The 24,910-nt window shown below is 50.2% G+C and carries 26 protein-coding genes and 1 riboswitch; of the genes, 13 read left to right on the forward strand and 13 right to left on the reverse strand.

What is annotated here, in order from left to right:
* Window positions 1-51: 51 nt before the first annotated feature.
* A complete protein-coding gene (gene hypA / locus N836_RS71090; RefSeq protein WP_023076843.1) occupies window positions 52-405 on the reverse strand; it encodes a hydrogenase maturation nickel metallochaperone HypA in 354 nt (117 codons plus the stop codon).
* Between the two features lie 13 nt (window positions 406-418).
* Window positions 419-1,597, reverse strand: coding sequence for an agmatinase family protein (locus tag N836_RS71095; RefSeq protein WP_023076844.1), 1,179 nt, complete (start codon window positions 1,595-1,597; stop codon window positions 419-421).
* Between the two features lie 115 nt (window positions 1,598-1,712).
* A riboswitch (guanidine-I (ykkC/yxkD leader) is annotated at window positions 1,713-1,825 on the reverse strand.
* A 194-nt stretch (window positions 1,826-2,019) separates the two neighbouring features.
* Here N836_RS71095 and N836_RS71100 point away from each other — a divergent pair.
* The 3 genes from N836_RS71100 to queG all read left to right on the forward strand — a co-directional run bounded on the left by N836_RS71100 (window position 2,020) and on the right by queG (window position 3,967).
* Window positions 2,020-2,367: a hypothetical protein gene (locus tag N836_RS71100; RefSeq protein WP_023076845.1), complete on the forward strand. Its 348-nt coding sequence runs from the start codon at window positions 2,020-2,022 to the stop codon at window positions 2,365-2,367.
* A gap of 98 nt (window positions 2,368-2,465) precedes the next feature.
* Window positions 2,466-3,035 carry a GNAT family N-acetyltransferase gene (locus tag N836_RS0139885; RefSeq protein ID WP_023076846.1) on the forward strand — a complete coding sequence of 190 codons (570 nt, stop codon included), beginning with the start codon at window positions 2,466-2,468 and terminating at the stop codon, window positions 3,033-3,035.
* Window positions 2,984-3,967 carry a tRNA epoxyqueuosine(34) reductase QueG gene (gene queG / locus N836_RS71105; RefSeq protein ID WP_235071195.1) on the forward strand — a complete coding sequence of 328 codons (984 nt, stop codon included), beginning with the start codon at window positions 2,984-2,986 and terminating at the stop codon, window positions 3,965-3,967. The genes N836_RS0139885 and queG overlap by 52 nt, the downstream gene beginning before the upstream one ends.
* Before the next feature lie 108 nt (window positions 3,968-4,075).
* On the opposite strand, the gene N836_RS71110 is transcribed toward queG, so the two are convergent.
* Window positions 4,076-4,855, reverse strand: coding sequence for a nodulation protein h (locus tag N836_RS71110; protein WP_023076848.1), 780 nt, complete (start codon window positions 4,853-4,855; stop codon window positions 4,076-4,078).
* Between the two features lie 198 nt (window positions 4,856-5,053).
* Between N836_RS71110 and gcvT the strand changes: the two genes are divergently transcribed.
* Window positions 5,054-6,130 (forward strand): glycine cleavage system aminomethyltransferase GcvT, encoded by a 1,077-nt coding sequence (gcvT, locus tag N836_RS71115; RefSeq protein WP_023076849.1) that lies wholly within the window; start codon window positions 5,054-5,056, stop codon window positions 6,128-6,130.
* A gap of 105 nt (window positions 6,131-6,235) precedes the next feature.
* Here gcvT and N836_RS71120 read toward each other — a convergent pair whose 3' ends face one another.
* Window positions 6,236-6,643 carry an NUDIX hydrolase gene (locus N836_RS71120; RefSeq protein ID WP_023076850.1) on the reverse strand — a complete coding sequence of 136 codons (408 nt, stop codon included), beginning with the start codon at window positions 6,641-6,643 and terminating at the stop codon, window positions 6,236-6,238.
* 246 nt (window positions 6,644-6,889) lie between these two features.
* On the opposite strand from N836_RS71120, the gene N836_RS71125 reads away from it, so the two are divergent.
* The 3 genes from N836_RS71125 (at window position 6,890) to N836_RS71135 (ending at window position 10,778) form a co-directional block, all read left to right on the forward strand.
* The gene (locus N836_RS71125; protein WP_161635059.1) at window positions 6,890-9,202 is read left to right on the forward strand and encodes a glycoside hydrolase family 9 protein; all 2,313 of its coding nucleotides are present in this window, start codon (window positions 6,890-6,892) and stop codon (window positions 9,200-9,202) included.
* A gap of 74 nt (window positions 9,203-9,276) precedes the next feature.
* Window positions 9,277-10,026, forward strand: a complete 750-nt coding sequence (locus N836_RS71130; protein WP_031294668.1) for an aspartate/glutamate racemase family protein — start codon at window positions 9,277-9,279, stop codon at window positions 10,024-10,026.
* Window positions 10,027-10,292: 266 nt separating this feature from the next.
* The gene (locus N836_RS71135; RefSeq protein WP_023076853.1) at window positions 10,293-10,778 is read left to right on the forward strand and encodes a hypothetical protein; all 486 of its coding nucleotides are present in this window, start codon (window positions 10,293-10,295) and stop codon (window positions 10,776-10,778) included.
* Window positions 10,779-10,822: 44 nt separating this feature from the next.
* Here N836_RS71135 and trmB read toward each other — a convergent pair whose 3' ends face one another.
* On the reverse strand, window positions 10,823-11,479 hold the full coding sequence (trmB, locus tag N836_RS71140; protein ID WP_023076854.1) for a tRNA (guanosine(46)-N7)-methyltransferase TrmB: 657 nt from the start codon (window positions 11,477-11,479) through the stop codon (window positions 10,823-10,825).
* 46 nt (window positions 11,480-11,525) lie between these two features.
* Between trmB and N836_RS71145 the strand changes: the two genes are divergently transcribed.
* Both N836_RS71145 and gloA2 read left to right on the forward strand, forming a co-directional pair.
* Complete coding sequence (locus N836_RS71145) at window positions 11,526-12,638, forward strand: metallophosphoesterase family protein (RefSeq protein WP_031294671.1); 1,113 nt, start codon at window positions 11,526-11,528, stop codon at window positions 12,636-12,638.
* A gap of 188 nt (window positions 12,639-12,826) precedes the next feature.
* Complete coding sequence (gene gloA2 / locus N836_RS71150; RefSeq protein WP_023076856.1) at window positions 12,827-13,210, forward strand: SMU1112c/YaeR family gloxylase I-like metalloprotein; 384 nt, start codon at window positions 12,827-12,829, stop codon at window positions 13,208-13,210.
* 352 nt (window positions 13,211-13,562) lie between these two features.
* Here the strand turns inward: gloA2 and rpsU are convergent, their stop codons facing one another.
* From rpsU to N836_RS71165, 3 genes are all read right to left on the reverse strand, one after another.
* Window positions 13,563-13,763 (reverse strand): 30S ribosomal protein S21, encoded by a 201-nt coding sequence (gene rpsU, locus N836_RS71155; protein ID WP_031294673.1) that lies wholly within the window; start codon window positions 13,761-13,763, stop codon window positions 13,563-13,565.
* Between the two features lie 377 nt (window positions 13,764-14,140).
* The gene (locus N836_RS71160; RefSeq protein WP_023076858.1) at window positions 14,141-15,589 is read right to left on the reverse strand and encodes a tetratricopeptide repeat protein; all 1,449 of its coding nucleotides are present in this window, start codon (window positions 15,587-15,589) and stop codon (window positions 14,141-14,143) included.
* 80 nt (window positions 15,590-15,669) lie between these two features.
* Entirely contained in the window at window positions 15,670-16,536 is an 867-nt protein-coding gene (locus tag N836_RS71165; protein ID WP_327058740.1) for a DUF1350 family protein, read from the reverse strand.
* A gap of 281 nt (window positions 16,537-16,817) precedes the next feature.
* Between N836_RS71165 and N836_RS74060 the strand changes: the two genes are divergently transcribed.
* Window positions 16,818-17,372: a PEP-CTERM sorting domain-containing protein gene (locus N836_RS74060; protein ID WP_023076860.1), complete on the forward strand. Its 555-nt coding sequence runs from the start codon at window positions 16,818-16,820 to the stop codon at window positions 17,370-17,372.
* Window positions 17,373-17,502: 130 nt separating this feature from the next.
* Entirely contained in the window at window positions 17,503-19,086 is a 1,584-nt protein-coding gene (locus N836_RS71175) for an alkaline phosphatase D family protein (protein ID WP_023076861.1), read from the forward strand.
* Between the two features lie 64 nt (window positions 19,087-19,150).
* Here the strand turns inward: N836_RS71175 and N836_RS71180 are convergent, their stop codons facing one another.
* From N836_RS71180 to N836_RS71190, 3 genes are all read right to left on the reverse strand, one after another.
* Complete coding sequence (locus N836_RS71180) at window positions 19,151-19,555, reverse strand: hypothetical protein (RefSeq protein WP_023076862.1); 405 nt, start codon at window positions 19,553-19,555, stop codon at window positions 19,151-19,153.
* Between the two features lie 3 nt (window positions 19,556-19,558).
* A complete protein-coding gene (locus N836_RS71185; RefSeq protein WP_023076863.1) occupies window positions 19,559-20,611 on the reverse strand; it encodes an ABC transporter permease in 1,053 nt (350 codons plus the stop codon).
* A 175-nt stretch (window positions 20,612-20,786) separates the two neighbouring features.
* Window positions 20,787-21,314, reverse strand: coding sequence for an adenine phosphoribosyltransferase (locus N836_RS71190; protein WP_023076864.1), 528 nt, complete (start codon window positions 21,312-21,314; stop codon window positions 20,787-20,789).
* A 148-nt stretch (window positions 21,315-21,462) separates the two neighbouring features.
* Between N836_RS71190 and N836_RS71195 the strand changes: the two genes are divergently transcribed.
* Window positions 21,463-22,416: a M23 family metallopeptidase gene (locus tag N836_RS71195; protein ID WP_023076865.1), complete on the forward strand. Its 954-nt coding sequence runs from the start codon at window positions 21,463-21,465 to the stop codon at window positions 22,414-22,416.
* A 41-nt stretch (window positions 22,417-22,457) separates the two neighbouring features.
* On the opposite strand, the gene N836_RS71200 is transcribed toward N836_RS71195, so the two are convergent.
* Entirely contained in the window at window positions 22,458-22,952 is a 495-nt protein-coding gene (locus tag N836_RS71200; RefSeq protein WP_023076866.1) for a tetratricopeptide repeat protein, read from the reverse strand.
* 358 nt (window positions 22,953-23,310) lie between these two features.
* Between N836_RS71200 and N836_RS71205 the strand changes: the two genes are divergently transcribed.
* Window positions 23,311-23,826, forward strand: coding sequence for a pentapeptide repeat-containing protein (locus N836_RS71205; RefSeq protein ID WP_161635060.1), 516 nt, complete (start codon window positions 23,311-23,313; stop codon window positions 23,824-23,826).
* Window positions 23,827-23,957: 131 nt separating this feature from the next.
* On the opposite strand, the gene N836_RS71210 is transcribed toward N836_RS71205, so the two are convergent.
* A complete protein-coding gene (locus N836_RS71210; RefSeq protein WP_023076868.1) occupies window positions 23,958-24,716 on the reverse strand; it encodes a 4'-phosphopantetheinyl transferase family protein in 759 nt (252 codons plus the stop codon).
* Window positions 24,717-24,910 lie beyond the last annotated feature (194 nt).

Genomic DNA, 24,910 nt, shown 5'->3' on the forward strand with positions numbered 1-24,910 from the left:
GCAATGATTGTGTAGGGGCATTGCATGGAAGGCTCCTACACGGGCTGGTTTTTAGGCATTAACGCATTCAAACCGGTCAATTTTTAATTCCCGACCAGAGCGAATATCCTCCATCGGGCTATGACATGTGGGGCAACCATATTGGTTACCAAAGTCAGGCCGATAATCAGCCTGGCAGGTATGGCAGTGGGCCACCAGGGGCACATCCTTAATTACTAACTGGGCACCGTCCAGAAACGTGCCTTGGGTCTGGGCATCAAAGGCAAACTGTAGGCTAGCGGGCTCGACACAGGTAAACGCGCCAACAATTAGATGCACCTTTTGAATGGTGGGCTGCTCTGGCTGAGAATCCCACCATTCTCGAATGGTGCCAATTAAGGCTTTGGTCATATCGGTTTCGTGCATGGGTGGATATGGTTTATTGCCAGTCGCTACCGACGTCTATATTGGCCTCGGTGTGAATATAGTCGGGGGTGCTGGTGCGGGGCAGCTGGCCTGATTGCACTAAATGGGCCATGGCATCACAAATCACGCGGGTGGCCATCAGGGAGGTCATATCGCTGATGTCGTAGGGGGGAGACACTTCGACGACTTCTAAACCGCAGACGGGCGCATTACGGATAATTTTGCCTAATAGATATAAGGCCTCACGCGGTAAGAGCCCTCCTGGTTCTGGCCAGCCTGTGCCAGGGACAAATCCGGCGTCAATGCAGTCAATATCGAAGCTAATGTAAACGCAGTCGGTGCCGTCAAGGGCGCGTTCCAGGGCAAAATCAGCCGCTGCATCCAGCCCCATTTCAGTAATATCGGTGACTGTGAGAATGTTGGTGGCCCGCTCGCGACAGACTTTCACGCCCTGGCGAGGTACCTGCCAGCCGCCAATCCCCAGCTGTACGAGGTTGTTGGCGGGGGCGTTTTTCATGTTGGTGGCATGAAACCAGGGACAGGTATGCATGCGTTCGTCTAAATCCGTTTCTTGGGTGTCGACATGGCGATCAAAGTGGATAATGCCGACTTTTTTGTCGCCTAGGTGACGACAGACGCCGCGCACAGTGGGGAACCCAATGGAGTGGTCACCGCCAAGAATAATCGGAAAGGCACCAGAGCTAAAAATATGGGCAATCCCTTTGGAAATTTGGTCAAAGGATTTTTCGTTGTTGGCTGGAATGGTAAAAATATCGCCTACATCACAAAGGGTAATCTGCTCTCGCAGGTCAATCCCCATTTCAAAGTTGTAAGGCGTGTAGAGCGCAGAAATACGCCGGATACCCTGGGGACCAAACCGGGTACCGGGGCGATAGGTGGTGCCAGAATCATGGGGTACCCCGACAATGGCAACGTCATAGTTACCAACCTTGCGGACATCCTCTATATAGGGAGCTTTGAGAAAGGTATTAATCCCGGCGTAGTGGGGGAGTTCGCCGCGAGAGAAGGTGGGAATGGTGCGATCGCGAATACTAGCCGCCGCCTCTAAACCATATTCCAACCCCTGGTCCACTTCCTGTTGCCACCCTGTCAGCGGCAATTGCGCCTCACGCTCCAAAGCACGACTAGCTTCTGAATCAGCTGGGTTACGAAAGGTAGGTGTATCACTCATGTTTTTGGTGCATAACGCTAACGAGGCGGGAAGATTGAATCACTATTGACCTAAAAGAAGATTACAAAATCGAAAACCCGAGAGAATGTTGAGCAGACAGAGACTGCTGAACGACTTCTCCCGGGCTTTTATCCCGCCGTGTACCAGAAAACTGGCGGTTTCTCTCGGTCCAGACGTTCAACCTCAAAACATCTCGAATGTTAAACCGGAACCCTAGAAACCTGTATTGATTGGGTCTAGTATTCAAGCTCAGCAACCAGGAGGGAGTATCTTGTGTTACCAAATTTCGGATTCAATTGTGACGTATTATTTTTGGCAAGAAGAGAAATAAAGATTATATGTAAAAAGTCCAAAACGTAGTCGATGGATAAAATACGGTTTGAAGATTAAAACGTGTGTCCTAGAGTCTGAAAAAGAGGGCGATGGTCGGGTTAATTAAGTCAGTTTTGGTGGGTTTGCTGATTAGTGTATGGCTGACCATACCGGTTGCGATCGCTGATCAATCCTTCGATGTACGCTCCTCCGTTCAGACCCACGGTGAAGACGCTTCCTCAGCCTTGACCATTGCACCGGAACTCACCAATCCGGCTGAAATTCCGCTGACTGAGGTTCAGTCTGAACCCATTTCTCTATTTACCGGGTTTGATAGTTATGCATTGACGCCAGCTGAACGGGCTAAGCCCTCTACACCTGACGCGTCCGAAAATACTATAGAAACCACCCTGGAGCACTGGCTCTCTTCATTTAAACGCTTGATTGAGGGCAACTAGCGGGTTTTACGATTTCTCCTCTGCCCCCAAAGTTGAGCGTGATGTCATGCTAGCCTTGCCATTGTGCCAGCGCTGACTTATCAGGCGTCAGTCGTGTCATGAACTATTTCATTCGGTTAGCGCAATCCTCTGATGTTGAGTATCTACCAGCTATTGAAAAAGCAGCTGCTCAACGTTACCTGGCCTATTTACCCCAGCTGGGACTGACGCCAAATCAGCTACAAGACATTGTCTCGGTCGATTTTCTATACCAGGCGCTGCGTCAGCACCATTTGTGGGTTGCCGTGTGGCCAACAGTGCCACCTACCATCGTCGGCTTTATTGTCGTTGACCGTCTACCCGACGGCTATTTCATCATCGAGCTGGATGTTCTACCTACCTATGGTCGTCGGGGTATTGGCTCCGCCCTGATCCGACAAGTGTTGCAGAGTGCCTGGGTCCAAGGGTTAACCACGGTCACCTTAACCACTTTCCGCCATGTGCCCTGGACCATGCCCTTTTATCAGCGGTTAGGATTTGAAATTGTTGTTCCAGAAGATTACACTCCAAACATCCGCACCATTGTTGACCATGAAGAACGTCATGGCTTTAGTCGTCAGGTGCGGGCAGTGATGCAGTGTCAAATTCTACGTCTCGGTCCATCGCTACCCCCCTGCTCACAGAGCTAAAACACCAAGCTCGGGCAGTGGGCTTCCATCGGCTTGGCATTGTGGCTATACCTGCTGAGCCCACTTCCCAAGAACAGATCATGCAGGCCCGGTTGCAGCATTGGCTGAACCAGGGCTATCAGGCAGACATGGCCTGGATGGCTAATCCTAAACGCCAGGATATTCGCCAGGTGATGCCAGATGTCCGGTCAATTATCTGTGTGGTGCTGAATTATTACACGCCCCATCAGCGGCCTGAAGGCGCGGAGTATGGAAAAATTGCCCGCTACGGATGGGGACGCGACTACCACCGGGTGATGCACAAAAAACTAAAGCAGCTATCCCTATGGTTGCAGACCCAAACCTCTCCTCAGGGAGAGCCGATCTTGACTCGTTACTATGCGGATACTGGACCAGTGCAGGATAAGTTTTGGGCTCAGGAAGCTGGGCTGGGTTGGGTCGCTAAAAATGGCAATGTCATCACCCGTGACTATGGTTCCTGGATATTTCTGGGAGAAATTTTGACCAACGTAGCGCTGCCCGGATCTCGTCCCCATACAAACCACTGCGGTACCTGTACTCGCTGTATTGAGGCCTGCCCCACCACAGCAATTCGCGCTCCTGGTGTCGTTGATGCTAATCGCTGTATTGCCTATCACACCATTGAAAATCGAGACGAACAGCTGCCTGCACCCGTTGCTCACCATTTGCATAACTGGGTAGCGGGCTGTGATATCTGTCAGGATGTATGTCCCTGGAATCAACGCTTTGCCCAACCCACCGATGTGGAGGAATTTGCCCCCTATCCAGGAAATGTTGCTCCCAGGTTAAAAGAGCTGGCTAACCTGAGTGAACAAGACTGGGATCAGCGATTTCCCGCATCGGCCCTTAGACGGATTAAACCGGCTATGTGGCGACGGAATGCGGCAGCGGCAGCAAACCAGGGTGAATGAATAATTCTTTGGCATTGCTGATCCTCGGGATGACTTAAGTTGTGAGATACCGTTAGATGGCCATGGCTTTAGATCGGTTCATTCCCTAAATCAGCAATCGCAATCCGTTTAAACTACTAACTTTGCTGTGGCCTCATTTAAAACATAGGCATAGTCCGAGTGTTCCAGTGTGGAGCGCACTTCATCGTAGTTGGCGATGAGATCGGAAATTCTCTGATGCACTAGCTTTATGGAAGATGTAACCCGCTGATGCTTGAGGGCTAAAAAGCTACACAGACGCTGGGCGGTCGCATCGTGGACGTTAGGATCGATCAGGTCAGTTTCGTAGGTAATGGTTAAGTGGGGCACCTGGGAGACAATGGCGGCTTCGGCAATTCGTTGTTCATCCAGGTGTTTGAGGGTGGCAATCAGGTCTGATGGGTTGAGATGGCGGCTGTGGGGTTGACGGGCTTTGAGCACTGCGATCGCATGGCGCATCAAATCACGACGCTGCAGGTGGATCACCCGATAGCCTTGCCCATGGAGAATGGCTATAAAGCGCGACGGTTCACTCATTCTGTGGGTTGTCATCAGATCCGTCGCCGATAGTTTGAATCCAAATACACATTCTGAACTGGCCATCTCCTGGCGCTGTATATGTCGCAGTGGAAAAAAATGACGCTGTTCTAACAGGGAGGCTACTGCCCAGGTGGATGACAACGGACTTTGCTGCGCATCAACCGCCACCCTACGTAGTAACTCGGTGACTAGTCGAGCTCCCGTAAACTCAGCACCAAATAAAACAAATCGATGGGTAGGATGCGACAGGGGCATATGACTGCGATCGCCACGACTTATCAGCCCCTGAAACTGATGGGTAAACCAAGAAGAATAGTATGTAGATGGCATAGACTGATCGCTAACCTTAAGAGCTTCCAGTATTCCCTAGAGATCTATCGCAATCAATTGCCGTGAAGTCACTTCAAGTAAACAATATGATCGCCACTTCATAGAGTAAGCCATTCTGTATTCATAGACACTTCTTGATGGATGAATAATCAAGGTAAAGGAGAGAGTAGGATTATCTATATTGTCTCTTCGTTTGTCATGAGTCTGCTACGTACCCCGCTCTACGATTTATGTGTTCAAAATAAGGCCCGCATGACCGCATTTTCTGGGTGGGAAATGCCAGTGCAGTTTAGTGGCATCAAACAAGAACATGCCGCTGTTCGTACCGCAGTGGGGATTTTTGATATCTCCCACATGGGAAAATTTATTTTGAGAGGAGATAATGTGTTGCGATCGCTTCAGCAGCTGGTCCCCTCTGATCTAGGCAAACTCTCCCCCGGCAAAGCCCAGTACACCGTATTGCTCAATCCCCAAGGCGGTATCATTGATGACCTGATTATTTATGACGAAGGCGACCAGGTGAGCTTAATTGTCAATGCCGCCACCACCGATAAAGACAAATCCTGGCTGCTCAAACACTTAACCAACATTGAACTTGAGGATCTCTCCCAAACCCATGGTCTCATCGCAGTCCAAGGCCCTCAGGCCGTGGCCACCCTACAGCTGCTCACAGACATCGATCTCAAAACCATTCCTCGCTACAACCATACCTACGGCAATGTACTTGACCATCAAGCTTTCCTTGCTCGCACAGGATACACTGGCGAGGATGGCTTTGAAGTGATGGTAGAGGCTGCCGCCGCACCTGAGATTTGGCAGGCATTGCAAGAACATGGTGCCCAACCCTGTGGTCTGGGAGCCCGAGATACCCTCAGGCTTGAAGCTGCCATGGCCCTCTATGGTCAGGACATTAATGATGAAACCACGCCATTAGAAGGTGGCCTGAGCTGGTTGGTACATTTAGACAAGGTGCCAGATTTTATCGGTCGAGATGTTCTGGCCCAACAAAAAGCAAATGGTCTTCCCCGTCGCCTGGTGGGTCTACAGCTAGAAGGCCGCAACATCGCTCGCCATGATTATCCAATTGTCCAAAACGGTGAATCTATCGGCATTGTCACCAGTGGCACCCTATCACCTACATTGGGATATCCAGTGGCGTTGGCCTACGTACCGGTTGAACTGGCGAAAGTTGGCACAGTAGTCAATGTTCAAATCCGTCAAAAAACCGTGCCTGCTACGGTGGTTAAAAAGCCATTTTACAAGGCATCAACCTAAGAAAACGCTGCCAAAACGCATTTAACCGCCTAACGCCTTGAAGTTTCGGGGCGTTAGACGGCTATCTAGCACCTGATAGGGATTTTCAGCCGCTCTAAATCAACCTCATTCCTGCTGATCTCTAAGATCCGGCAAAACACAATCAATCAACAAAGGAGCTAGCTCAACAGAATACTCTGCAGCCACAATCGGTATCCATTTCAATTCGACAATTTCATTAGAGGCCACCGGTCTACCCAGCAGGTCACCTTGAAAAACAGTGGCTACCAGCTGAGTATTTGCTTCATTAGCCGCAGTAGTGACATATTTTCCCAGCATTTTCATCGAACCAGGGGCAACCTCACAGCTGAGTTCCTCCCTAACCTCCCGCTGAATAGCTGCTTCTGCATTTTCACCCGGTTGGAACTTACCACCAGGAAACATAAACTTATGGGTATTTTTCTTGCGGACGGTCAGCAATTGCTGACTGTCCACAACCGCATAGGCAACAACATGGAGCACCGATTCAGACACGGCTTAAAACCCGATAGACATTGAGGTCATCCTAGCGTCTCAAATCCTTTGATTGTCAAGACTTGAGCCTACTGCCTGAATCAAGGAACTTTTCTGGCACTGGCCTAGACGTTTTACGCAATGCCTTTGTCCAACCCCCTTCGTATTCAGATGCTAGAAAATCTTCTATCTTTTCTGCTTAGTTGGACGAGTGCTGGCCAGTGCAATGCTAGACTCTCCTTTTTTCAGCTTCCAGCGATCATCAACATGGGTGCCAGCAAAAATGTTGATACATTGAACATACCGGTTACCCACATCTACACGGTCAGTGAAAATATAGTGGCGTTGCAGATTAAGACTGGTGATGTTGTTCGCGGTCGACAAGTGACCTATGCAGCGCAACCCGATGATGTCGTGAAAGAAGATGGCTGGGTCTATCGTGATGGTAAAGCCCTGGGTCAGCGGCTACCCAAACAACCTGATTTGATTTGGCTGGTAGACGAATATGTTGGTCCCAGGCTCGATACGAAATGTGCTGATACCCTAGACTATTACCAAATCACCACCAGCGACGGCACTCAGATTAAACCCACCCAAATCTATCGCAAAAGCAAAATTGATAGCGTCGTCCAAACTGACAGCTGGGCATTTGATTGGCCGATGGTCCATACCGTATTTCTAGAGCTGCCCGCAGCGCTAACCGTCGGTGAAACCTATCAATTTGACTTTGCCAAGGATTTTCTCCAGGATGCTGAGTTTGTCTACCAACCTGAGCAGACCCGTAGTGAGGCCGTACAAATATCCCATGTGGGGTTTGAGCCTGATGATGTCGCCAAAGTAGCGTTTCTATCAACTTGGATGGGTAGTGGTGGCAGTTTGAGCTATGGGGCAGGGAAACCGTTTTGGCTAATTGATACAGCAACGGGGGAGAAAGTCTATCAAGGGGTGACAGCACTTTCCCAATCAAAGGATGATAAAAATCAGCGGGGGAGAAATCATAATCAAACCGATGTTTACATCATGGAATTTAGTGATTTCTCACCACCGGGTAGCTATAAAGTTTACGTCGACGGTGTGGGAACATCTTATGAATTTGCAATTGGCGAAAACACCTGGCGCGATGCGTTCTATGTTTCGGCCCGTGGGATGTATCACCAACGTAGCGGCATTGCCCTAGAACAACCCTACACCGATTATGAACGCCCCCGTTCCTTCCATCCTGATGATGGTGTAGTCGTTTATCGTTCCACCGTGCCCTTAATGGACACCAGTATGGGGTTTAACTACGCTAGTGAGGTAGATGCCTTTGCTGCTCTAGTCGCCACTCGCACTGAGGAGGAAGTACCCAACGCCTGGGGAGGCTGGATGGACGCAGGGGACTGGGACCGCCGGATTTCACACCTGCAAATTACCCGCTCATTTCTAGAGCTAATTGAGCTCTACCCAGAGTACTTTGCCACCATTGACCTGAACATTCCTGAATCCAACAACAGTCTGCCCGACATCATAGACGAGGCCCTATGGGGTTTAGATTTTTTCCGGCGTCTACAAACCGCAGAGGGTGGAATTCCAGGGGGCGTTGAATCCGCAGGACACCCAATTCGCCCTGAAGGTAGCTGGCAAGAATCTCAAACCGTAATGGCATACGGCCCAGGCATTTGGTCTAGCTATTACTATGCCAATGTGGCCGCTCGCGCCGCCTACGTGCTGGCTGACTATGACCAGACTTTAGCTCAAACCTATCAAGACACGGCAATTCGAGCTATGAACTGGGCCAATGCAGAACTTGCCAAAAAGCCAGAGGGGTTTAACTCTTTTTTGTCATCGGCTATCTACGATCAACAAAACCTGGCCGCCGCAGAACTCTATCGTCTAACCGGTGATGAGCAGTGGCATCAGCTCTTTTTAGATACCACCATTTTTAAAGATGCCAACGCGCCTCTAATGGCATGGGACCAACACAACCATAGCCATGCCGCCTTTGTCTATGGGCGTACTCAGCGGCCAACGGTTGACCGCACGATCCAGCAGAATGCTATCAATACTATCCTGCGAACAGCGAAGGCCGATATTGAAAATATCGAACGCACTGGCTTTAAGTGGAATCCTGATCCCAGCGAATTAGTGGGCTGGGGAGCGATGACAACACCTAAAACCCAAACCCTTTTCCATGCCCACACCCTGACCCAGGACGAAGCCTATTTGAGAGCTGGACTGCTGGCCACCCAGTTTGCCGCTGGAGCGAATCCCAGCAATATCTCCTACACCATCGGCATCGGTCATAATAATCCCCAAATGCCTTTAATTGCCGACGCTCGTGCCTTGGGGCAAGAACCCCCACCAGGAATTACCATCTATGGTCCGGTGGACGTCCAAGACCCCGAAGGTCATATCAAAGGATGGGAATGGGCCGTGAACATGTTTGCTAAAGAAATGACTCCATCTCCCTGGCAATGGCCCACGTCTGAAGCCTACTTCGATTTTTATTACTATGTGCCTGCCACCGAATTTACGGTACATCAGTCCATTGGTCCTACGGCATACTCCTGGGGGTACATAGCCGCAAGCGATCAAAATTAGGAGCGGTTGTCTCCAGTGGCTTGAGTTTCCTGCACGGTAACACTACAGTTCTGGAGTTAAATATCTTTTGCCCCATGATGCTGCCAACCTGTCGGATCAAAATTATCAATGGTAATACTTGCCAACCGATGACGGCTAATATCAATGCCTCAGCCCAGGCGGTTAAGTTCCCTCACACTGAAATCGTGACAGTACACCCTCAAACAGGGCCAGAATCCATTGAGAGTTTTTATGATGAGTATCTGGCCATTCCTGGGATTCTAGAACAGATTATTCTTGATGCCGACTCTGACGCGTTTATTTTGGCCTGTTGGGGCGATCCTGGGCTGGAAGCCGCCCGTGAAATTACATCTAAACCTGTTGTTGGTATTGCTGAGGCCAGTCTCTACATGGCGAATATGCTGGCGGCTAAATGGAGTGTGGTAACAACATTGCACCGGGTACGTGACATGGTCGAAAAAACAATCCAAAAAACAGGACTAACAGAGCGATGTGCATCGGTTCGCACTACCACCCTCGCCGTGCTGGACACAGAACAGGATCGGACAGCCACGCTCAAGGTGTTGATAGAGGCCAGTCAATTAGCAATCAAAGCAGATGGTGCTGAGGCGATTTGTTTGGGCTGTGCTGGCATGAGTGGCCTGGAACAACAGTTAGAAGATCATCTGGGTGTGCCTGTGATTGATGCGGTTGCAGCGGCTGTGAAAATGGCGGAATCTCTGGTGAGTTTAGGAAAAACAACTAGCAAACGGTTAACCTATCGCTTCCCGGAGCTTAAGACTATTAAAGGCTATAAGCCCCATTTTCAGGCTAAGAATTTTTGAATTTAAGATAGGATTGTTAATTTTTTCCTGATTATTTGTGGTCTGTACCAATAACAAAAAGCGTCATCATAGCGGTCTCCGGTCTGGGTAAAAGAGATATTGTAAAAGTGTAAGGACGCTAGAAATAACTAGCTATGGCATCCCATGGATTAGGACATCAGTAATTTAGGTTCTGATCGATCGGATGCGCAACGTCCTAACCGTCCCAGGATGGTTGCTAGAAGCCTGTTATGGGCGTTTTCCTTGTGTGCTCCTGAGGTGTGATTATGTTCAAGTCAACACGCTTTAAATCAACAGCTAAATCAACAATATTGAAACTGACCGGTATCGTTGCTCTACCCTTACTATTGGTAACGGCGGCCCAAGCTTCGAGTGAGATGAGACTGGCCCTGGGCTTTGCGTCGACTCAGGCTGGCGGCGAAACGGTTGGTTCCTATAGCCTATCCAACATTGCGAGTCGCGACAGCAGTGGTGAATTTTGTCTGGGCTATGGCGATCGCACGCCAGATCATGTTTTAACCCTAGAACAAGACTTTACTCAGCTGACCATCGCCGTAGATAGCGGCGGCGAGGATACAACCCTGCTGATTCAAGGCCCCGATAACACGACTGTGCGCTGTAACGATAACGCCAGCCGTCGCGATCGCGATCCTGAAATTCAAGACACGTTTGCTAAAGGGACTTATCGAGTTTGGGTCGGTGCCTTTGAGCAAGAAGGCCGTCACCGTTACAACCTGACGATTACAGAATAGAGAAGAGAGGCGATCTCACTCTCAAAAACGCGCTTGTAAGCAGGTTATGCCTTGATAAACAAGGCCCTGTATACGGGTTTTCCCTGGTCCAGGGTGACTCGTTCGCGATCGGTTTGGGCGGGGAGGGGATTGTCTGCTAGCCAGGGGCCTGTAGCCCCAGATGGAGCTGGATTGAGCGGTGCAAAGGACCGCTGAAATGAGGCATTGGCGGCAAACACCTCAACCATATCCTCAGCTACAGTCTCGACATCGGACTGGAGCCATATCCAGGCCCCTGGCCGCATATGGTCTGCCAGGTCTGCCACCAGCTGTGGTTGAACGACTCGCCGTTTTTGGTGACGCTTTTTGAACCAGGGATCGGGAAACTGGATACTGACTCGCTGGGGAGGATTGGGCAGACTGGCGAGTAGCGCTTGCAAGGAGTTATTGGCATTGCAAAAGAGCATATGCAAGTTGTTTAACCCCAGCTGGTCGCGACGTTTCAGACATTGTTCCACCAGGGGTTCTCGAATCTCAAGGCCAAGAAAATTCCAATCTGGGCAGATTTGAGCCATATCGCTGATGAAATAGCCCTTGGCGCAGCCAATATCAATGTGTAAAGGCTGTTCAGGCTGAGCATATACGTCAGCCCAACAGGGCGGTGTCGCTGGAGTTGCGTAGCGAATATTTAAAGGATTAACGTGCTGGCGCACACGGGACATGGTTGAAAAAGGAGATGATAGAAGCCTATCTACCCTATCAACTCCTATGGCTCTTTTGGCGCGTTTTGCGGTGGTTAGCGACCTCCACATTGCTTTACCCCATACCGTGTGGGATTCCCCCAGCCGTTTTCATTTGGTGGAGGTGAGTATTCCTGCCTTTGAACAGATTTTGGATCACCTGGAGCAGGTGGGTATCGACTTTTTGTTGCTGCCTGGGGATCTGGTCCAACATGGTGAGCGGGAAAACCATGAATGGCTGATTCGTCGGCTGGAGCAGCTGTCGTACCCGGTGTATGTGGTGCCGGGTAATCACGATGTGATCCGGCAGGGAGGATGCGATCGCACCATTTCCCTAGATGAATTTATTCTCATGTACCAAAACTTCGGCTATAGCGACCCTAGCCGTCCATATTATCACCACAAAATTTTAGACGGTCTCCATTTGATCGGGCTCAACTCCAACGGCTTTGAACCTAACGGCGATCCCCTTTACACCGGCTGGCTGGACCCAGAGCAGCTAGATTGGCTGGACCAGCAGCTGGCCCAGCTAACAGACCAGTTAACCCTGGTTATGCTGCACCATAATGCCCTAGAACATTTACCACGCCAGGCCAGCAGTCCTATGGGACAGCGGTATATGGTGAAAAACGCCTCTGACCTGACCCAGCGTCTGCAGACAGCCAATTTACCCGTGATGTTTACTGGCCATTTGCATGTACAGGACATTGCCCAGGCTGATCAGCTCTACGAGGTCACCACTGGGTCTTTAGTCAGTTATCCCCATCCCTATCGCATCTGTGAACTAACCACAGCCAATGACGCCCACTGCCTGGATATTACCTCTCACCGGATTGAGGCAGTCCCAGACTGGCCTACATTACAAGCCACTTCCCAGCAATGGATGGGCGATCGCTCCTTCCCCTTTATGATGAAGCTGCTCACCAGTTCACCGCTGTATTTATCCCCAGTGGAAGCCGAGCAGTATGCCCCAGCCCTACGGGACTTTTGGGCCACCATTGCCGCTGGCGATGCCCGATTTGATTTTTCCGAACTGCCCCCGCAGCTGCAGCGCTATCTCCATAGCTTTAGCGCTCTTGATACCGATGGGCAACCCCGCTACATCGACAACGATGCCACCCTATGGCTGCAAACACACTAAACTACCTAGCGTTGCCCCCTAAAAGTGAAACCCCGACCTGAATCAGGTCGGGGCGATTGCCAAGTTAGTTGTAATCGATTAAATGCGCCAAGCATTTCTTAAGCCATCTTTAAATTACCAAGGGACTCCCAAAAAAATCATGAGAATTCCCACAAGAAAACCGTAAATAAACGGATCTTCGACTACTTATGCACATTAAAGCCATTCACCACATTGCCATCATTTGCTCAGACTACGCGCGATCAAAGCAGTTTTATGTTGATGTTTTAGGCGCTGACATTATTTGTGAAACCTGGCGCGAGCAGCGGCAGTCCTACAAGCTCGATTTGCGCTTAGGTAACGGGCAGCTAGAGTTATTTTCCTTCCCAGGGCCACCGCCTCGACCCACCCGTCCTGAAGCCTGCGGTTTGCGGCACTTAGCCCTGGCTGTTGAAAATCTGGAGACACAGATCACCCATCTGCAAAATCATCATATTGACGTTGAACCTATTCGTCTAGATGAACTAACTGGCAAACGCTTTACCTTTTTCCAAGACCCCGATGGCTTACCCCTAGAACTTTACGAAGCTTAGCCAGCCCAGCGTTGATTCACCCGATCTCACAATCGGTTCAGCGATTGAGCCTTGCTAGTCTCTGCTGAACCACATTTTTTCTGCGCTATTACTTCAGGCTGACGTACGTCTCTACCAGGGTTTGCAGCTTCAGTGTGACACAAAACTTAAAACTATGTGATCTCACGCACAGTTGAGGGGTCTGATACCGGAGTACAGTTAGGACATATACGAAAGCAATCTAAACCGTAAGGGTTTGGTCCTATGATTGGCAGAGCCACCTAAGGCTGACGCTATAACTATGGCAAAGGGGCGATGACGTTACGTCATTGCCCCTTTGCTGTTGGGCTGCTTCAGATTTCAGACAGGATGCCTAGCTGCTGGCATTGGCGTTGGCTTTAAAGCGGCGCTTACGACGACGGGAAATAGCTTTGCGCTTGGCCTTTTCAATAGGAGTTTCAAAATAACGTTTCTTTTTTATATCTGAAAAGATATCAGCCCTTGATACCTGACGCTTAAAACGCCGTAACGCGGACTCGATACCTTCATTTTCACCAACAATGACCTGGGCCATCTGATCTAACACTCCTTGAATAATCACTAGATGTAAGCGTTGTATAAATACGTGCGTCGACGGTAAGGCAGAATCGCTAAAAGTAGGCTGAGTTGGTTTCAGCCCCGATTAAAGTACAACCCATTGACAGCTAGAGAGTCGTAGGAATGGACGCAGCCCAAGGCACCCTATCTCTAATCGACTGGTAAATCACCGTGTCTAACTAACTGCCCTACACAATGTTCAAGAGTTTATGACATCAAAAAAATTGTTCGAAGACGACGTTCCAAACAGCTTTGAATATTAATATATTTCAACTGATGCGACAAATTTAGGTTGGTAAAGCAACCGACATAATTGCGTGGGTGGCTACTCATGCAAACCGCATCTTAATTTGTCTATTCTGGGGTTTCTGTTTCCTCAGTGGCGGTCTCTTCAGCAGCAGCTTCAGCAGCGGCCTCTGCTTCTGCTTGTAGGGCAGCGGCTTCAGCGGCGTACTCTTCTGCCTGTTGCGGATCATCCTGGGCTTGATGCACCTCAGCCAACAAACTTAGCAGTCCGAATTCGGCTTCGAGGTCGCCCATTTCTTTCGCGATCACCAGGGCTTGTTCCAGATGGCCTTGGGCCGCAGGGTAGTTTTCTAGCTGTACGTTAGCAAAGCCCAGCCCAGACAGACTGAGACTTTGAAATAGCGGCTGGTTACGCGCCTCTGAGAGAGCTAGCAGATCATCAAACGCTGCGATCGCATCCTCATACTGACCGCTATCCAAATAGGTTGAACTCAACCCCAACAGCGATTGCAATTCAGCCCCCACTGCATTCGACTCACGGCTTAGTTCCAGACGTTGTTGATACAAATCAACCGCCGTCTCCAGGTCTCCCTGGTCATAGTAGGCCAGCGCCAGTACATACAATGCCGTAAACTGCACATCCAACGCGCCGATCTCCTCAGCCAGTTCCAGAGCCTCAGTCTGAGTCTCGATGGTCTCATCCAAATTCTCTAGCCGGTAGTGGGCCACCCCCACATTACTCAGTGCCAAGGCCCGCCCTGGCTGACTATCCAATTCAGTAGCAACCGTGAGCGCATCTTGAGCCGCCGTCAGGGCTGTTTCATACTCTTCTAGAGCCAGCAACGAAGAACTGGCCACATTCAGCGCACTCAGCAAAGCCTGACCATTACGCTCCGATTGAGCCAGGGGCAATAGTAATTGAGTCGCCTCTAAGGCCAGGGGATATTCACCCAGGGTTCGATAGCTGGTCGCCAAAATACTCAGAGAGTTGAGCTTACCGGAGTCAAACTCAATCGTTTCTGCTAGTCTGAGAGCCTCCTGTCCATAGCGAATCGCATTGGGAAAATCACCCTGGGATTGGGTAGCCAGGGCCAGCACATTCAAGGCCACCACCTTGGATTCAGGATCATCCACATCTTCAAGCACAGCCAGCGCTTGCTGACTGTAGGCAGAGGCCGACCCATAGTCCCCTTGGTTCACCGTCACTAGCCCCAGCGTCGTCAAGGCAAAGGACTCCTGGGCAGGATTTTCATTTGCTCGGGCCGCTGCCAGTGCTTGTTCTAGCGTCGTTCTTGCCGCTGCCAGGTCGTTCTGTTCATAAAGGGTTAGCCCTTCAAGAATCAGCTGATCCACCTCGTCTAGAGGCAGTGACTCCTCTGCATCAGATGCTTCAGGGGTTGGTTCAGAATCAGCATCAGAACTTTCGTTCCTATCCTCAGTATTTGCAGGCTCGGCATCAGCCTGGGCAACTAAGTCAGGTGTATTGGCCCAAGCTAGCTGGCTGGGGTAAGTAAACAGCAGAGCGGCAGTACCGAAAGTCAACAAGCGAAGCAGCATAGTGTGGCACTAATCAGAGCAAGAGTCTATCCACCCTAGCAGCAAATGTTAGAGACGTCGCCGTGGGCTAGGCCAAATTTTTACCCTAGCCACTGCAGCACCGTTGCCTTGAGCTGACCCAAATCTCTGTAAAATTCTTGTTTCACAAACTGCCCGAGGGCATCAAAGGGCGTAAACGATTTGCCTGGCTGCCAACGAACATCCTGTGCAACGGGCGTAGTGTGGGTGCCTTGAAGAATTTGAATGGCTGTGAACTGGGGAAAACGCTGAAACAGAACGTCGCTGAGATCGTAGGTTTGGTCGATAGTGTCTTTGCGAAACTTGATCAATAGGTTGCGACCCACGGTGTAGCGATCGCGAACTAAATCCAGGGTCTGGCCAGGGCTGGGAGTAAATTCGATATCAAAGTCGGGGGCAAACTGGACAAATTGTTCTAGCAGTGGAATCGACTTACGGGCGGGATAATTATTAAACGAGATCAAAATATTGCCTGCGCGATCAACATTGTAAAGACTGGCGATCAGTAAATGGACTTTGCACCCCATGCTGTGGCCCATGCCATAGATCGGCAAATAGCGATCGCCAATCACCTGACGCCGCAGATAGATCATGGCCTGGTCAAAGGTGGTGAGTACTTCTGCTGCGATCGCGTCGTGATCAAACGTATTAATAAACGGCGTCGCCACAATGATGTAGCCCTGCTGCGACAAATTTTCCAAAAGCCAGCCATAGGTCAGGTTAGGCGCAGCTGCAATAAAAGCTCCCCCTAAAAAATGAATAATCGCCCTAGGCCGGTCAGGAACGAGAAGCCAGTTACCAGAGACTTCTTGCCAGATCATAAATACGGTACGGATGGAAAACTGCTGTTTTATCGTAACGGTCTGACGGATACACTGCAGCCTTGAAGGTTTAGACAGCGACCTGACCAAGGCTAAATCGTCAAACACCCAACCGGGAATAAGGACAAAAATGACTTGCTTCTATGTGTTTTGGCAAACATACATTTGTCGGTCGAAAAGGGTATTGTCGCTTTATATTTAGACAGAATTTCTGAATCTCCTTAACCTGCCTGTGTTTCTTTTTAGAAGCAACTTCTGTTGAGGGTAATGCCTTTACAGCCATCGTTTGGGTGACTCCAACAGATAGTTCAGAAGAATCTTCTCTAAAGCCACATCATCGGTTTTCTCTTAAGAGATTAAGTAATGTTTAAACGCTGGGAGCTTATGGCATGAAAAGGGCCGTTTTGATAGCTGCGATCGCAACAATTAGCTCAGGTTTTCTACGGACTGCCTCCGCTAATGCGGCACAATTTCAGACTAACTTTCTGGTGGGTATCATCAACGGTGACTTTCTGGTGGGCGATACCTTTACTGGACAGGTTATCTACGATGATGACTTACTGAGTGGCACAGGTCTGGAGCTAATTGATCCCAATTCGGGACTGCTCTCGCTGACATTTGACTATGTTGCAGCCGATTTAAGCACCCCAGTTACCTATACAGAAAACGACGACGACATCGACAGTGGCTTTCCCCTAGCAATCTTTCAAGACGGTGCGCTAGTGGGTCTCGATTATGCTGTCGCCATTGCCTCAGGCTTAAGCTTTCAGTTCCGTGAAGAGCCTCTAGGTAGCGGCGAGTTTGGCTTTTTCACCGATAATTTCTCCACATTTGAACTCAACACTGGCACGGTTGCATTTGCTGAGCCGACAGCTGTGCCTGAACCAGCAGCACTCGCAGGATTGATTGCGATCGCGGGTCTGGCGCTACGCCGTCGTCAATAACTCAACAGACATTTGCCAATTTAGGGGATGGGCTGAGCCATCGCTATTTAACAGCCTCTCACCCATGAAACCATCCCGAAGATTAGCAATGCCACATCTTCAAACTTAAGCATCTACCAGGGATATCCGCATGAAACGCTCATCCATTGACCGTCTAATGTATAGCCAGTTAAATCGACGTGGACTGTTAGCAGGCATGGGCGCGTTTACCGGTCTCATGCTCGCGGGACAACACACCAGCGTGCTAGCTCAGACTCGGTTTTCCAGCTATCCCTTTACGTTGGGTGTTGCCTCTGGCGACCCACTCCCAGACGGTTTTGTCTTGTGGACACGGCTAGCTCCCGACCCCCTTAACGGTGGCGGCATGCCCCCTGGCAATGTGACGGTCACCTGTACCATCGCCACTGACGAGGCCCTACGCAATGTAGTCAGGCGAGAGTCTACCGTAGCTCGTGCAGCGATGGGCCACTCAGTTCATCTAGAAGTATCTGGTCTAGAGCCCGATCGAGTTTACTGGTATCGCTTTGAAGCAGGTGGTGAGGAGAGTCCGGTGGGCCGGACGCGCACTGCACCCGCACCAGGAGCACCCCTCAATCAGTTTCGGTTTGCCTTTGCCTCCTGTCAGGAATACCAAAATGGCTTCTACACGGCCTACCAAAATATGGCCAGAGAAGACCTCGATTTAGTGATCCATCTGGGCGATTACATCTACGAAGGTGGGATTAGCTCGAATGCAGTGCGTCAGCACAACAGCGACGAGGTGATTACCCTGGAAGAGTATCGTAATCGCTATGCCCTTTATCGCCTAGATCCAAATCTACAGGCTACCCATGCGGCCTTTCCATGGACCTTTACCTGGGATGATCACGAAATCGACAACAACTACGCCAACTTTGTCCCTGAGGATGAACAGAGCGCCAGAGATTTTGCCATTCGGCGTGCTGTTGCTTACCAGGTTTACTATGAGCATATGCCGCTGCGGCGACTGTCTGCCTCGCGCGGTGCTTTTCTCCAGTTATATCGCCGATTAAGCTTTGGTAACCTGGTGACCTTTAACATTCTCGATACCCGGCAGTACCGCACCGACCAGCCCTGCGGCGACCAGTTTGGTCCCCGCTGTGTAGAAGCCTTTAACGAGACCGCTACGATGACCGGCCAACGTCAAGAAGACTGGCTATTTTCCGGGTTAAATCGCTCAAACACCCGCTGGAATGTGCTAGCCCAGCAAACTATCTTCTCTCAATTTAACTTTGGTAATACCCAGGTTTTACCAGGTGATTTCTTTAACCCGGATCAGTGGGATGGATATGTAGCCCAGCGCGATCGCGTTATCCAATTTTTGCAGGCTCGCAGACCGTCCAACCCCATCGTGATTACAGGTGATATCCACTCGAGCTGGGTCCACGACATTAAAGCCGATTTTGACAATCCGGCCTCTGCAACTATTGGGACCGAATTTGTGGGTACGTCAATTTCGTCGAGCTTTGGCGATGGGGCAGAAACAAACGCGGTTGTGTCGCTGGCAGTACCTGGCAACCCACACACCAAGTTTTTTGATGGCCTGAATCGAGGATATGTGCGCTGTACTGTTACACCAAACACCTGGCAAACGGACTATCGCACGGTAGACACTATTGAGTCACCAACATCTGCGGTACAAACGCTAGCTTCCTTTGTGGTTGAAAATGGACGACCTGGAGTTCAGCCTGCATAGAGGGGTGGTGCTCATACCCTATGACTGAATTTTTCTAGAGCAACGACAGCGTACTTAAGGTTGCTCAATAGCGCCCGTTGAATTCGCGGAATACGTACATGTTAATAGCGGCCACTACGAAGCAGATGATGAAGATCAATAGGCGAATGCCGTAGATGGGCTCATTCATCAGCTGCCCGTCAGCAAAGATGGGGGTAAATGACGGTTCTATTTTGGCCAAAATGAACCCGGCGACAAAGGCAGTAATGGTAGATGTGGCCTGGGAGAGATTTTTGAGTTCATGACTGGTATTAGGAGCCACTAAGAACCCGACCAGCCAACCGCCTGCCCAACCGGCAACGGCAATTAGTATTGTCTGAGCAAAACCCGGATCGTTTAACTCACCATGGACTCGGTTCGCCAACCAAATCACCATGCCAAAGATAATAAACCCGACCAGTAGACCGCTGTAAGACCTAAACGGCTGCATGGTCTAATTCATCTTTGAGAGTTTGATGCGCGGGTCCACAAAGGATAGCGCCAGGTCGGCTAGCAGGTTACCAATGATCAGCATAGTGGCTCCCATCATTAGACTGGCCATAATTAAATACAGGTCCTGGGACTGCACAGCCTGTAGGGTTAATCGGCCTAACCCTGGCCAACCAAAGAAATATTCGGTGATAAAGGCACCGCTCAGTAAGCTGGCAAACTCAAATCCTAGCAGGGTAATCAATGGGTTAACGGCATTGCGCAGAGCATGGGTATAAATCACCCGATCTTCTGGCAAGCCCTTAGCGCGGGCAGTGCGAATATAGTCCTGACGTAGCACATCTAGCATTTGTCCCCGCATCAGACGTTGTAGTCCGGCAAAGCTAGTGATGCTCAGAGCTAAGGTCGGCAAAATCATATGCCAGCCTACATCCAGCACTTTACCCAGCCAGTTGAGGTCGTCATGGTTGATACTGGTACGGCCACCCACAGGAAATAGCGGAGTAGTCAGCTGAGCAAAAAATAACAGTAATAAACCGGTAATCAGGGCAGGAAACCCCTGGCCGATGTAGCTCAGCACGCGCAAAATGCGATCGGTGAGCTGGTTGTGATTAACGGCACCAATAATGCCTAAGGGGATGGCAATGGCCCAGGTGACAACAATCGATGCGATGGATAGTAATAGGGTATTGGGGATACGCTCTGCTAAAATTTCTACCGCTGGCCGCTGATAAGCAAAACTTTCGCCAAAATTGAGTTTGGTCACTACCTGGTAAAGCCACTGAAAGTATTGCTGCCAAATTGGTTTGTTGAGCCCAAACTGTTCTTCAAATTGCTGGATGGTTTCTGGAGAAACCTGGGGATTTTGGCGGGCGGCGTCTAAAAAGTCTCCAGGGGCCAGCTGGATAATAAAAAAGCTAAAGGCTGACGCTAAAAGTAGGGTCAACAATGCCTGCAAAATGCGCTTGAGGACATATAGAGTCGTCTCACTGGTGAATACCATCTGCAGTGTTTGCAGCGGAGAACGGGATGGGGTGGAGGTGGGCTCTGCAGTCATTGGCAACGCAATTAAAGTAGGCTCTGATATGGATTAAGGACGTAACGTTGAGCTTTTGATATTACAAGGGTAAGTAAAGGCTGAGGGATAAGATTAGTGCAGTTTTCACTGGTTTTTATGGCCAGAACCTGACTGGGGGTTACTCCCGATCAAATACTTAAAATTTAGCGTAATGTCAATATGACAGGAGCGTATTAACCGGTATGCCATCGGGCAGCTTTTGGCGACCGTTTAATTCCTTGAGTTCAATGACAAAGCTAAAGCCTGCAATCGTTGCGCCGGTTTGCTGAATCAATTGTGCGGTCGCAGCGGCTGTGCCGCCGGTGGCTAACAGGTCGTCCACAATTAGGGGGCGATGGCTTTTGTGTAAAGCGTCTTGATGTACCTCCAGGCTATCTTGACCATACTCCAAGTCGTAGGATATCTGATGAACGGCAGCGGGGAGTTTGCCGGGTTTGCGTACGGGGATAAAACTCAGACCGAGTTGGTAGGCCAGGGGCATACCAAAGATAAAGCCCCTAGATTCAATGCCAACAATACAGTCTGGCTGATAGCTGCTGACCTGTTCTGCCATCAGATCAATGGTTGCTCGGAGACCATCGGCATTTTGGAGCAGAGTTGTAATGTCTCTAAAGAGGATGCCTGGTTTGGGAAAGTCGGGTATCTCACGGATTAATGTCCGGATATCTGCGGTGGACTTCACGGCTGGCTCTGATGCAGGACGGCCTTATTCTATACTGTGCGGGCCTGTTGTTGCGGGGCTTAGCATGTTGTGTGCTGGTTTTGCCTTGTCTTCCGGCAGGATTCCAGTAGGATAGGGTGCAGAAAATGTCTTTAACGCCTGACCCATCGTGAATGACGTTACTCCGTCTGCAACTCCTACTAAGCGTCGATGTACTGTAACTGTTTCTGCCAGGGCCTGGCATGGCTCAAAAGCAGCGGCACAGTCTGTGGGCTGTGGCAGCATCTCTGAGCTGCTGGAGAAGTTGGGTAACGGTGAGCTAGCGGTGGTGCTGGCTGATGAAGTGGGGCCACCCGTGGACGGTCAGCAGGACGTTGTGCCTACGGCAAGTGCTACTAAGGGCGCGTCAGCGTCGGCTCAGGTGGTAACGGCCTGGCCCCTGGATGCGGCTGATGGCTACAGTGGTCCCGCTCAATCTCCTGTTCAATCTAAGGCCTGGTTGCCTCAAACGGTCCGCTCTCGTTTTTCCCTGGGGAAACTACCTAAACTGGTGCTGACGGCCACCTGTGCTTCTTTGATTGTGTTGCCGATTCTCTATGTTCTAGACCTGCGTTTATCGGGTTCGCCTAAAGCCACGGTTGATCTTGAGGGGGCGCTCACATTAAAAACTGGGGATACGATCGCAGGGTATGACGTGACCGATCACATGCGTATTCGTCCAGTGCATCCGGTAACAGGAGCCGCGAATGTGCCTCACGATGGTGTCGACCTGGCCACACCCTCGGGCACCCCGGTGTATGCGGTGGGGGTGACGGGCGATCAGGTGACTGTGGAGTGCTGGTGGGATGTGGACGGTGGTGGCTGGGTGGCAGAACAAACCACAGAGTCTTATCCGCAGTTGGTCTTTCAATCGCTGCATTTACTGGAAAATGAATGCCGCTCCGGTAAATTCACCAGTGGTGAGGTGATCGCTTTAACGGGCAATAGCGGCCTGGGTTCAGGTGAGCATTATGACTTTAGGGTCAAGCTCGATGGCCGCTATATTGACCCACCTAAACAATTTGTGGAAGCTGCCCTGACGGGTAAGACTTTAGCCCGTGATGGTAAGCTATCCGAATTTTAAGCTGTTCTTGGGGGTGGGCTTGATACTCGGCTGGAAGTGCTTTATCGCAGAGGACTATCAGGACTGCACACTGTGGACCAGGAGTCGATGTCTGTGCGGGAGTCGAGGACGCCGGTTAGCTGACTCCGGTAGCCGGTGAGGCGTTCTCTTTCTAGGCCTTCGGCATAGGGAATGAGTTCATCGACGGTCGCCATCACACAAACCCAGTCTTTGGCTTGAGCTGCCAGGTTTAAGCGGGCCTGCAGGGTATTAACTTCAGCCTGCAGGGCAAGAACACGATTGCGTTTGATGTAAAACTCCATGTTTGCGATCGCATTGGTCGCATAGACATCATCAGGTCGTTCTTCTAATGCCCGACGAAAATTAATCAGCGCCGTTTGATAATCAAACTGATTGGCATAGGAGTAGCCTAAATTCATCGCCCTGGTATAGGCATCTTCCAACGCAGGCTGAGCTTCAGTCTGGGCCAGGGCAATTGTCCCAGGCAAAACCATCGTTAATCCTAAAAGTGAGCCCCACAACCACTGCTTAACCATGGACTATTTCGGTGACCTCTAATCTTTTCGCTATTGTTACCACGGATTGCTACAAACCCTCCCACCTGACCCCTGAGATTTCTTACAGGATATTGAGGTTGGAGTAGAGCACTGCTGATAAAAACTGCAAACCCAGGCTACCCGGCTGCTATATCGATATTTCATGATTTACCTGGAAAAATCCCGGCGGCCATCAAAGCTTGCAGAACACCCCATAAGTTGTTACATTAGTTCACATTAATATAAGTTTACAAATCCTAGATTCTTATCAACTAGCATCCCAGTGTGCTGGTGGATAGAGCTATCGGCGGTCGATGCAATCCTGTCTGACCCTGTACTAGTGATTAGGGAGTTATTTGTGGAAGCATCTCATTTAATCAAACGCTATAGCATCGGTCAGCGGCAGTTTGAACGGGCCGATCTGCGAGAAGCTCAGCTGCCTGAAGTCAACCTGAATAGTATTTGTTTGAACTGTGCTGACTTGACGTGGGCGAACTTGAGTCAGGCTAATTTAGAGCAGGCTACGCTGGTGGGCGCAATGGTCTGGCGGGCTCATTTGAGCTGGATCAATTTGCATCAGGCCGATCTGTGTCGAGCATTGGTATTGCGTAGTTGTTTGACCTTTGCCAACTTGACTGAAGCGTGCTTCCAGCAGGCTGATTTACGGTTGAGTGATTTTAGACAGGCTAATTTACAAGGGGCAAACCTGCAGGGGGCAAAACTTTGCTTTGCAGACTTGAGTGGTGCGGATCTATCCCATGCGGATTTGAGTGGTGCGGATCTGACTGGGGCCATTTTGCACGGTGTTAACTGGCATGGCGTCTGCCTTGAAGGCACTATTCCCCAATCAACTGTGCCTTCAGTCCTGGTGTAGAGAAGGACGGAGGCATGAGGACGGAGGCATGAGAACGGAGGCTGGAAAAAGAGGCTGGAAGAAAAGCTTTGCAAGGCTCTAAAGTGTTCTGACTAGCCCCTGGTCTGCTACCTAAATTTAGCCAATATCGGCTACAGCGACGTTTTATAGGTCCAAAGTCGTGTGTGGGTGATTCCTGTTGGGACCACCGTGGCGGCTGTGTAGCCTTTACAAGGAGTGAATACCTGCAGCTGCCAGGGTTGTTGCGGTCCTTTCAATCGTGGTTGGGGCTCTAGCTCCACTTCGATAGCTGTTAAGGATTCACTGATACCTTGCCCAGTGGCCTTGAGATAGGCTTCTTTGCAAGTCCAATATCTTAAAAATCCTGCACTTTGTTGGACTGATGGGACACTGGCGAGTGCCTGCTGTTCAGTGGGGGCTAAGCATCGTTTAATCAAGCCATCCAAACGCTCCATCGAACGTAGTTGCTCAATATCCACACCGACCACCTGTGTGGCCACCCCACACAGAGCATATTCACCGGAATGGGAGAGGTTGAACTGTAGCGAGTTCTCGTTGTGTAGTGAGGGTTTGCCATAGGGGCCGTAGTCAAAAATCAGGTCGGCAGGATTTGTTTGCATATACCTGGCTAGAATCTGGCGCAGACTACTGCGAGCTACCGCAAATTTGCGTCGATCCGCCGCAAAACGATAGCGATTGAGACGATCTAGTTCATCCTCTGACAGGATATCTATCTGGGCTGGTTGCTCTAGGGAGATGCGCCAGAGGTCTAAGGTGCTTGGAGCAAGGGTTTGGTAGCAATCAGCGGTGGCTGGTACCCATGGGCCACGGTCAAGATAGTTTTTGGGATGCTGTGTCATCGCTGTTGTGGGACCGCCAGATACCTCCATGGGGCTCTCCTCATCTTAATCGTGTGTGTCCCATAAGCCGTTTTGTTGAATCAAATTTTGTTGTTGAATCCGGCTTTTCTGTCAGCCGTCTGTAGGACTCCATCAATAGTTTGCGGTGGTCGCTGGCAAACATAATTTTGCTTCTGGGTGGGCGACACTTTTGCAGTGGGGTTGTCACAATGGACAAAACAGGG

The organism is Leptolyngbya sp. Heron Island J (assembly GCF_000482245.1).
Taxonomy (GTDB): Bacteria; Cyanobacteriota; Cyanobacteriia; order Phormidesmidales; family Phormidesmidaceae; genus Leptothoe.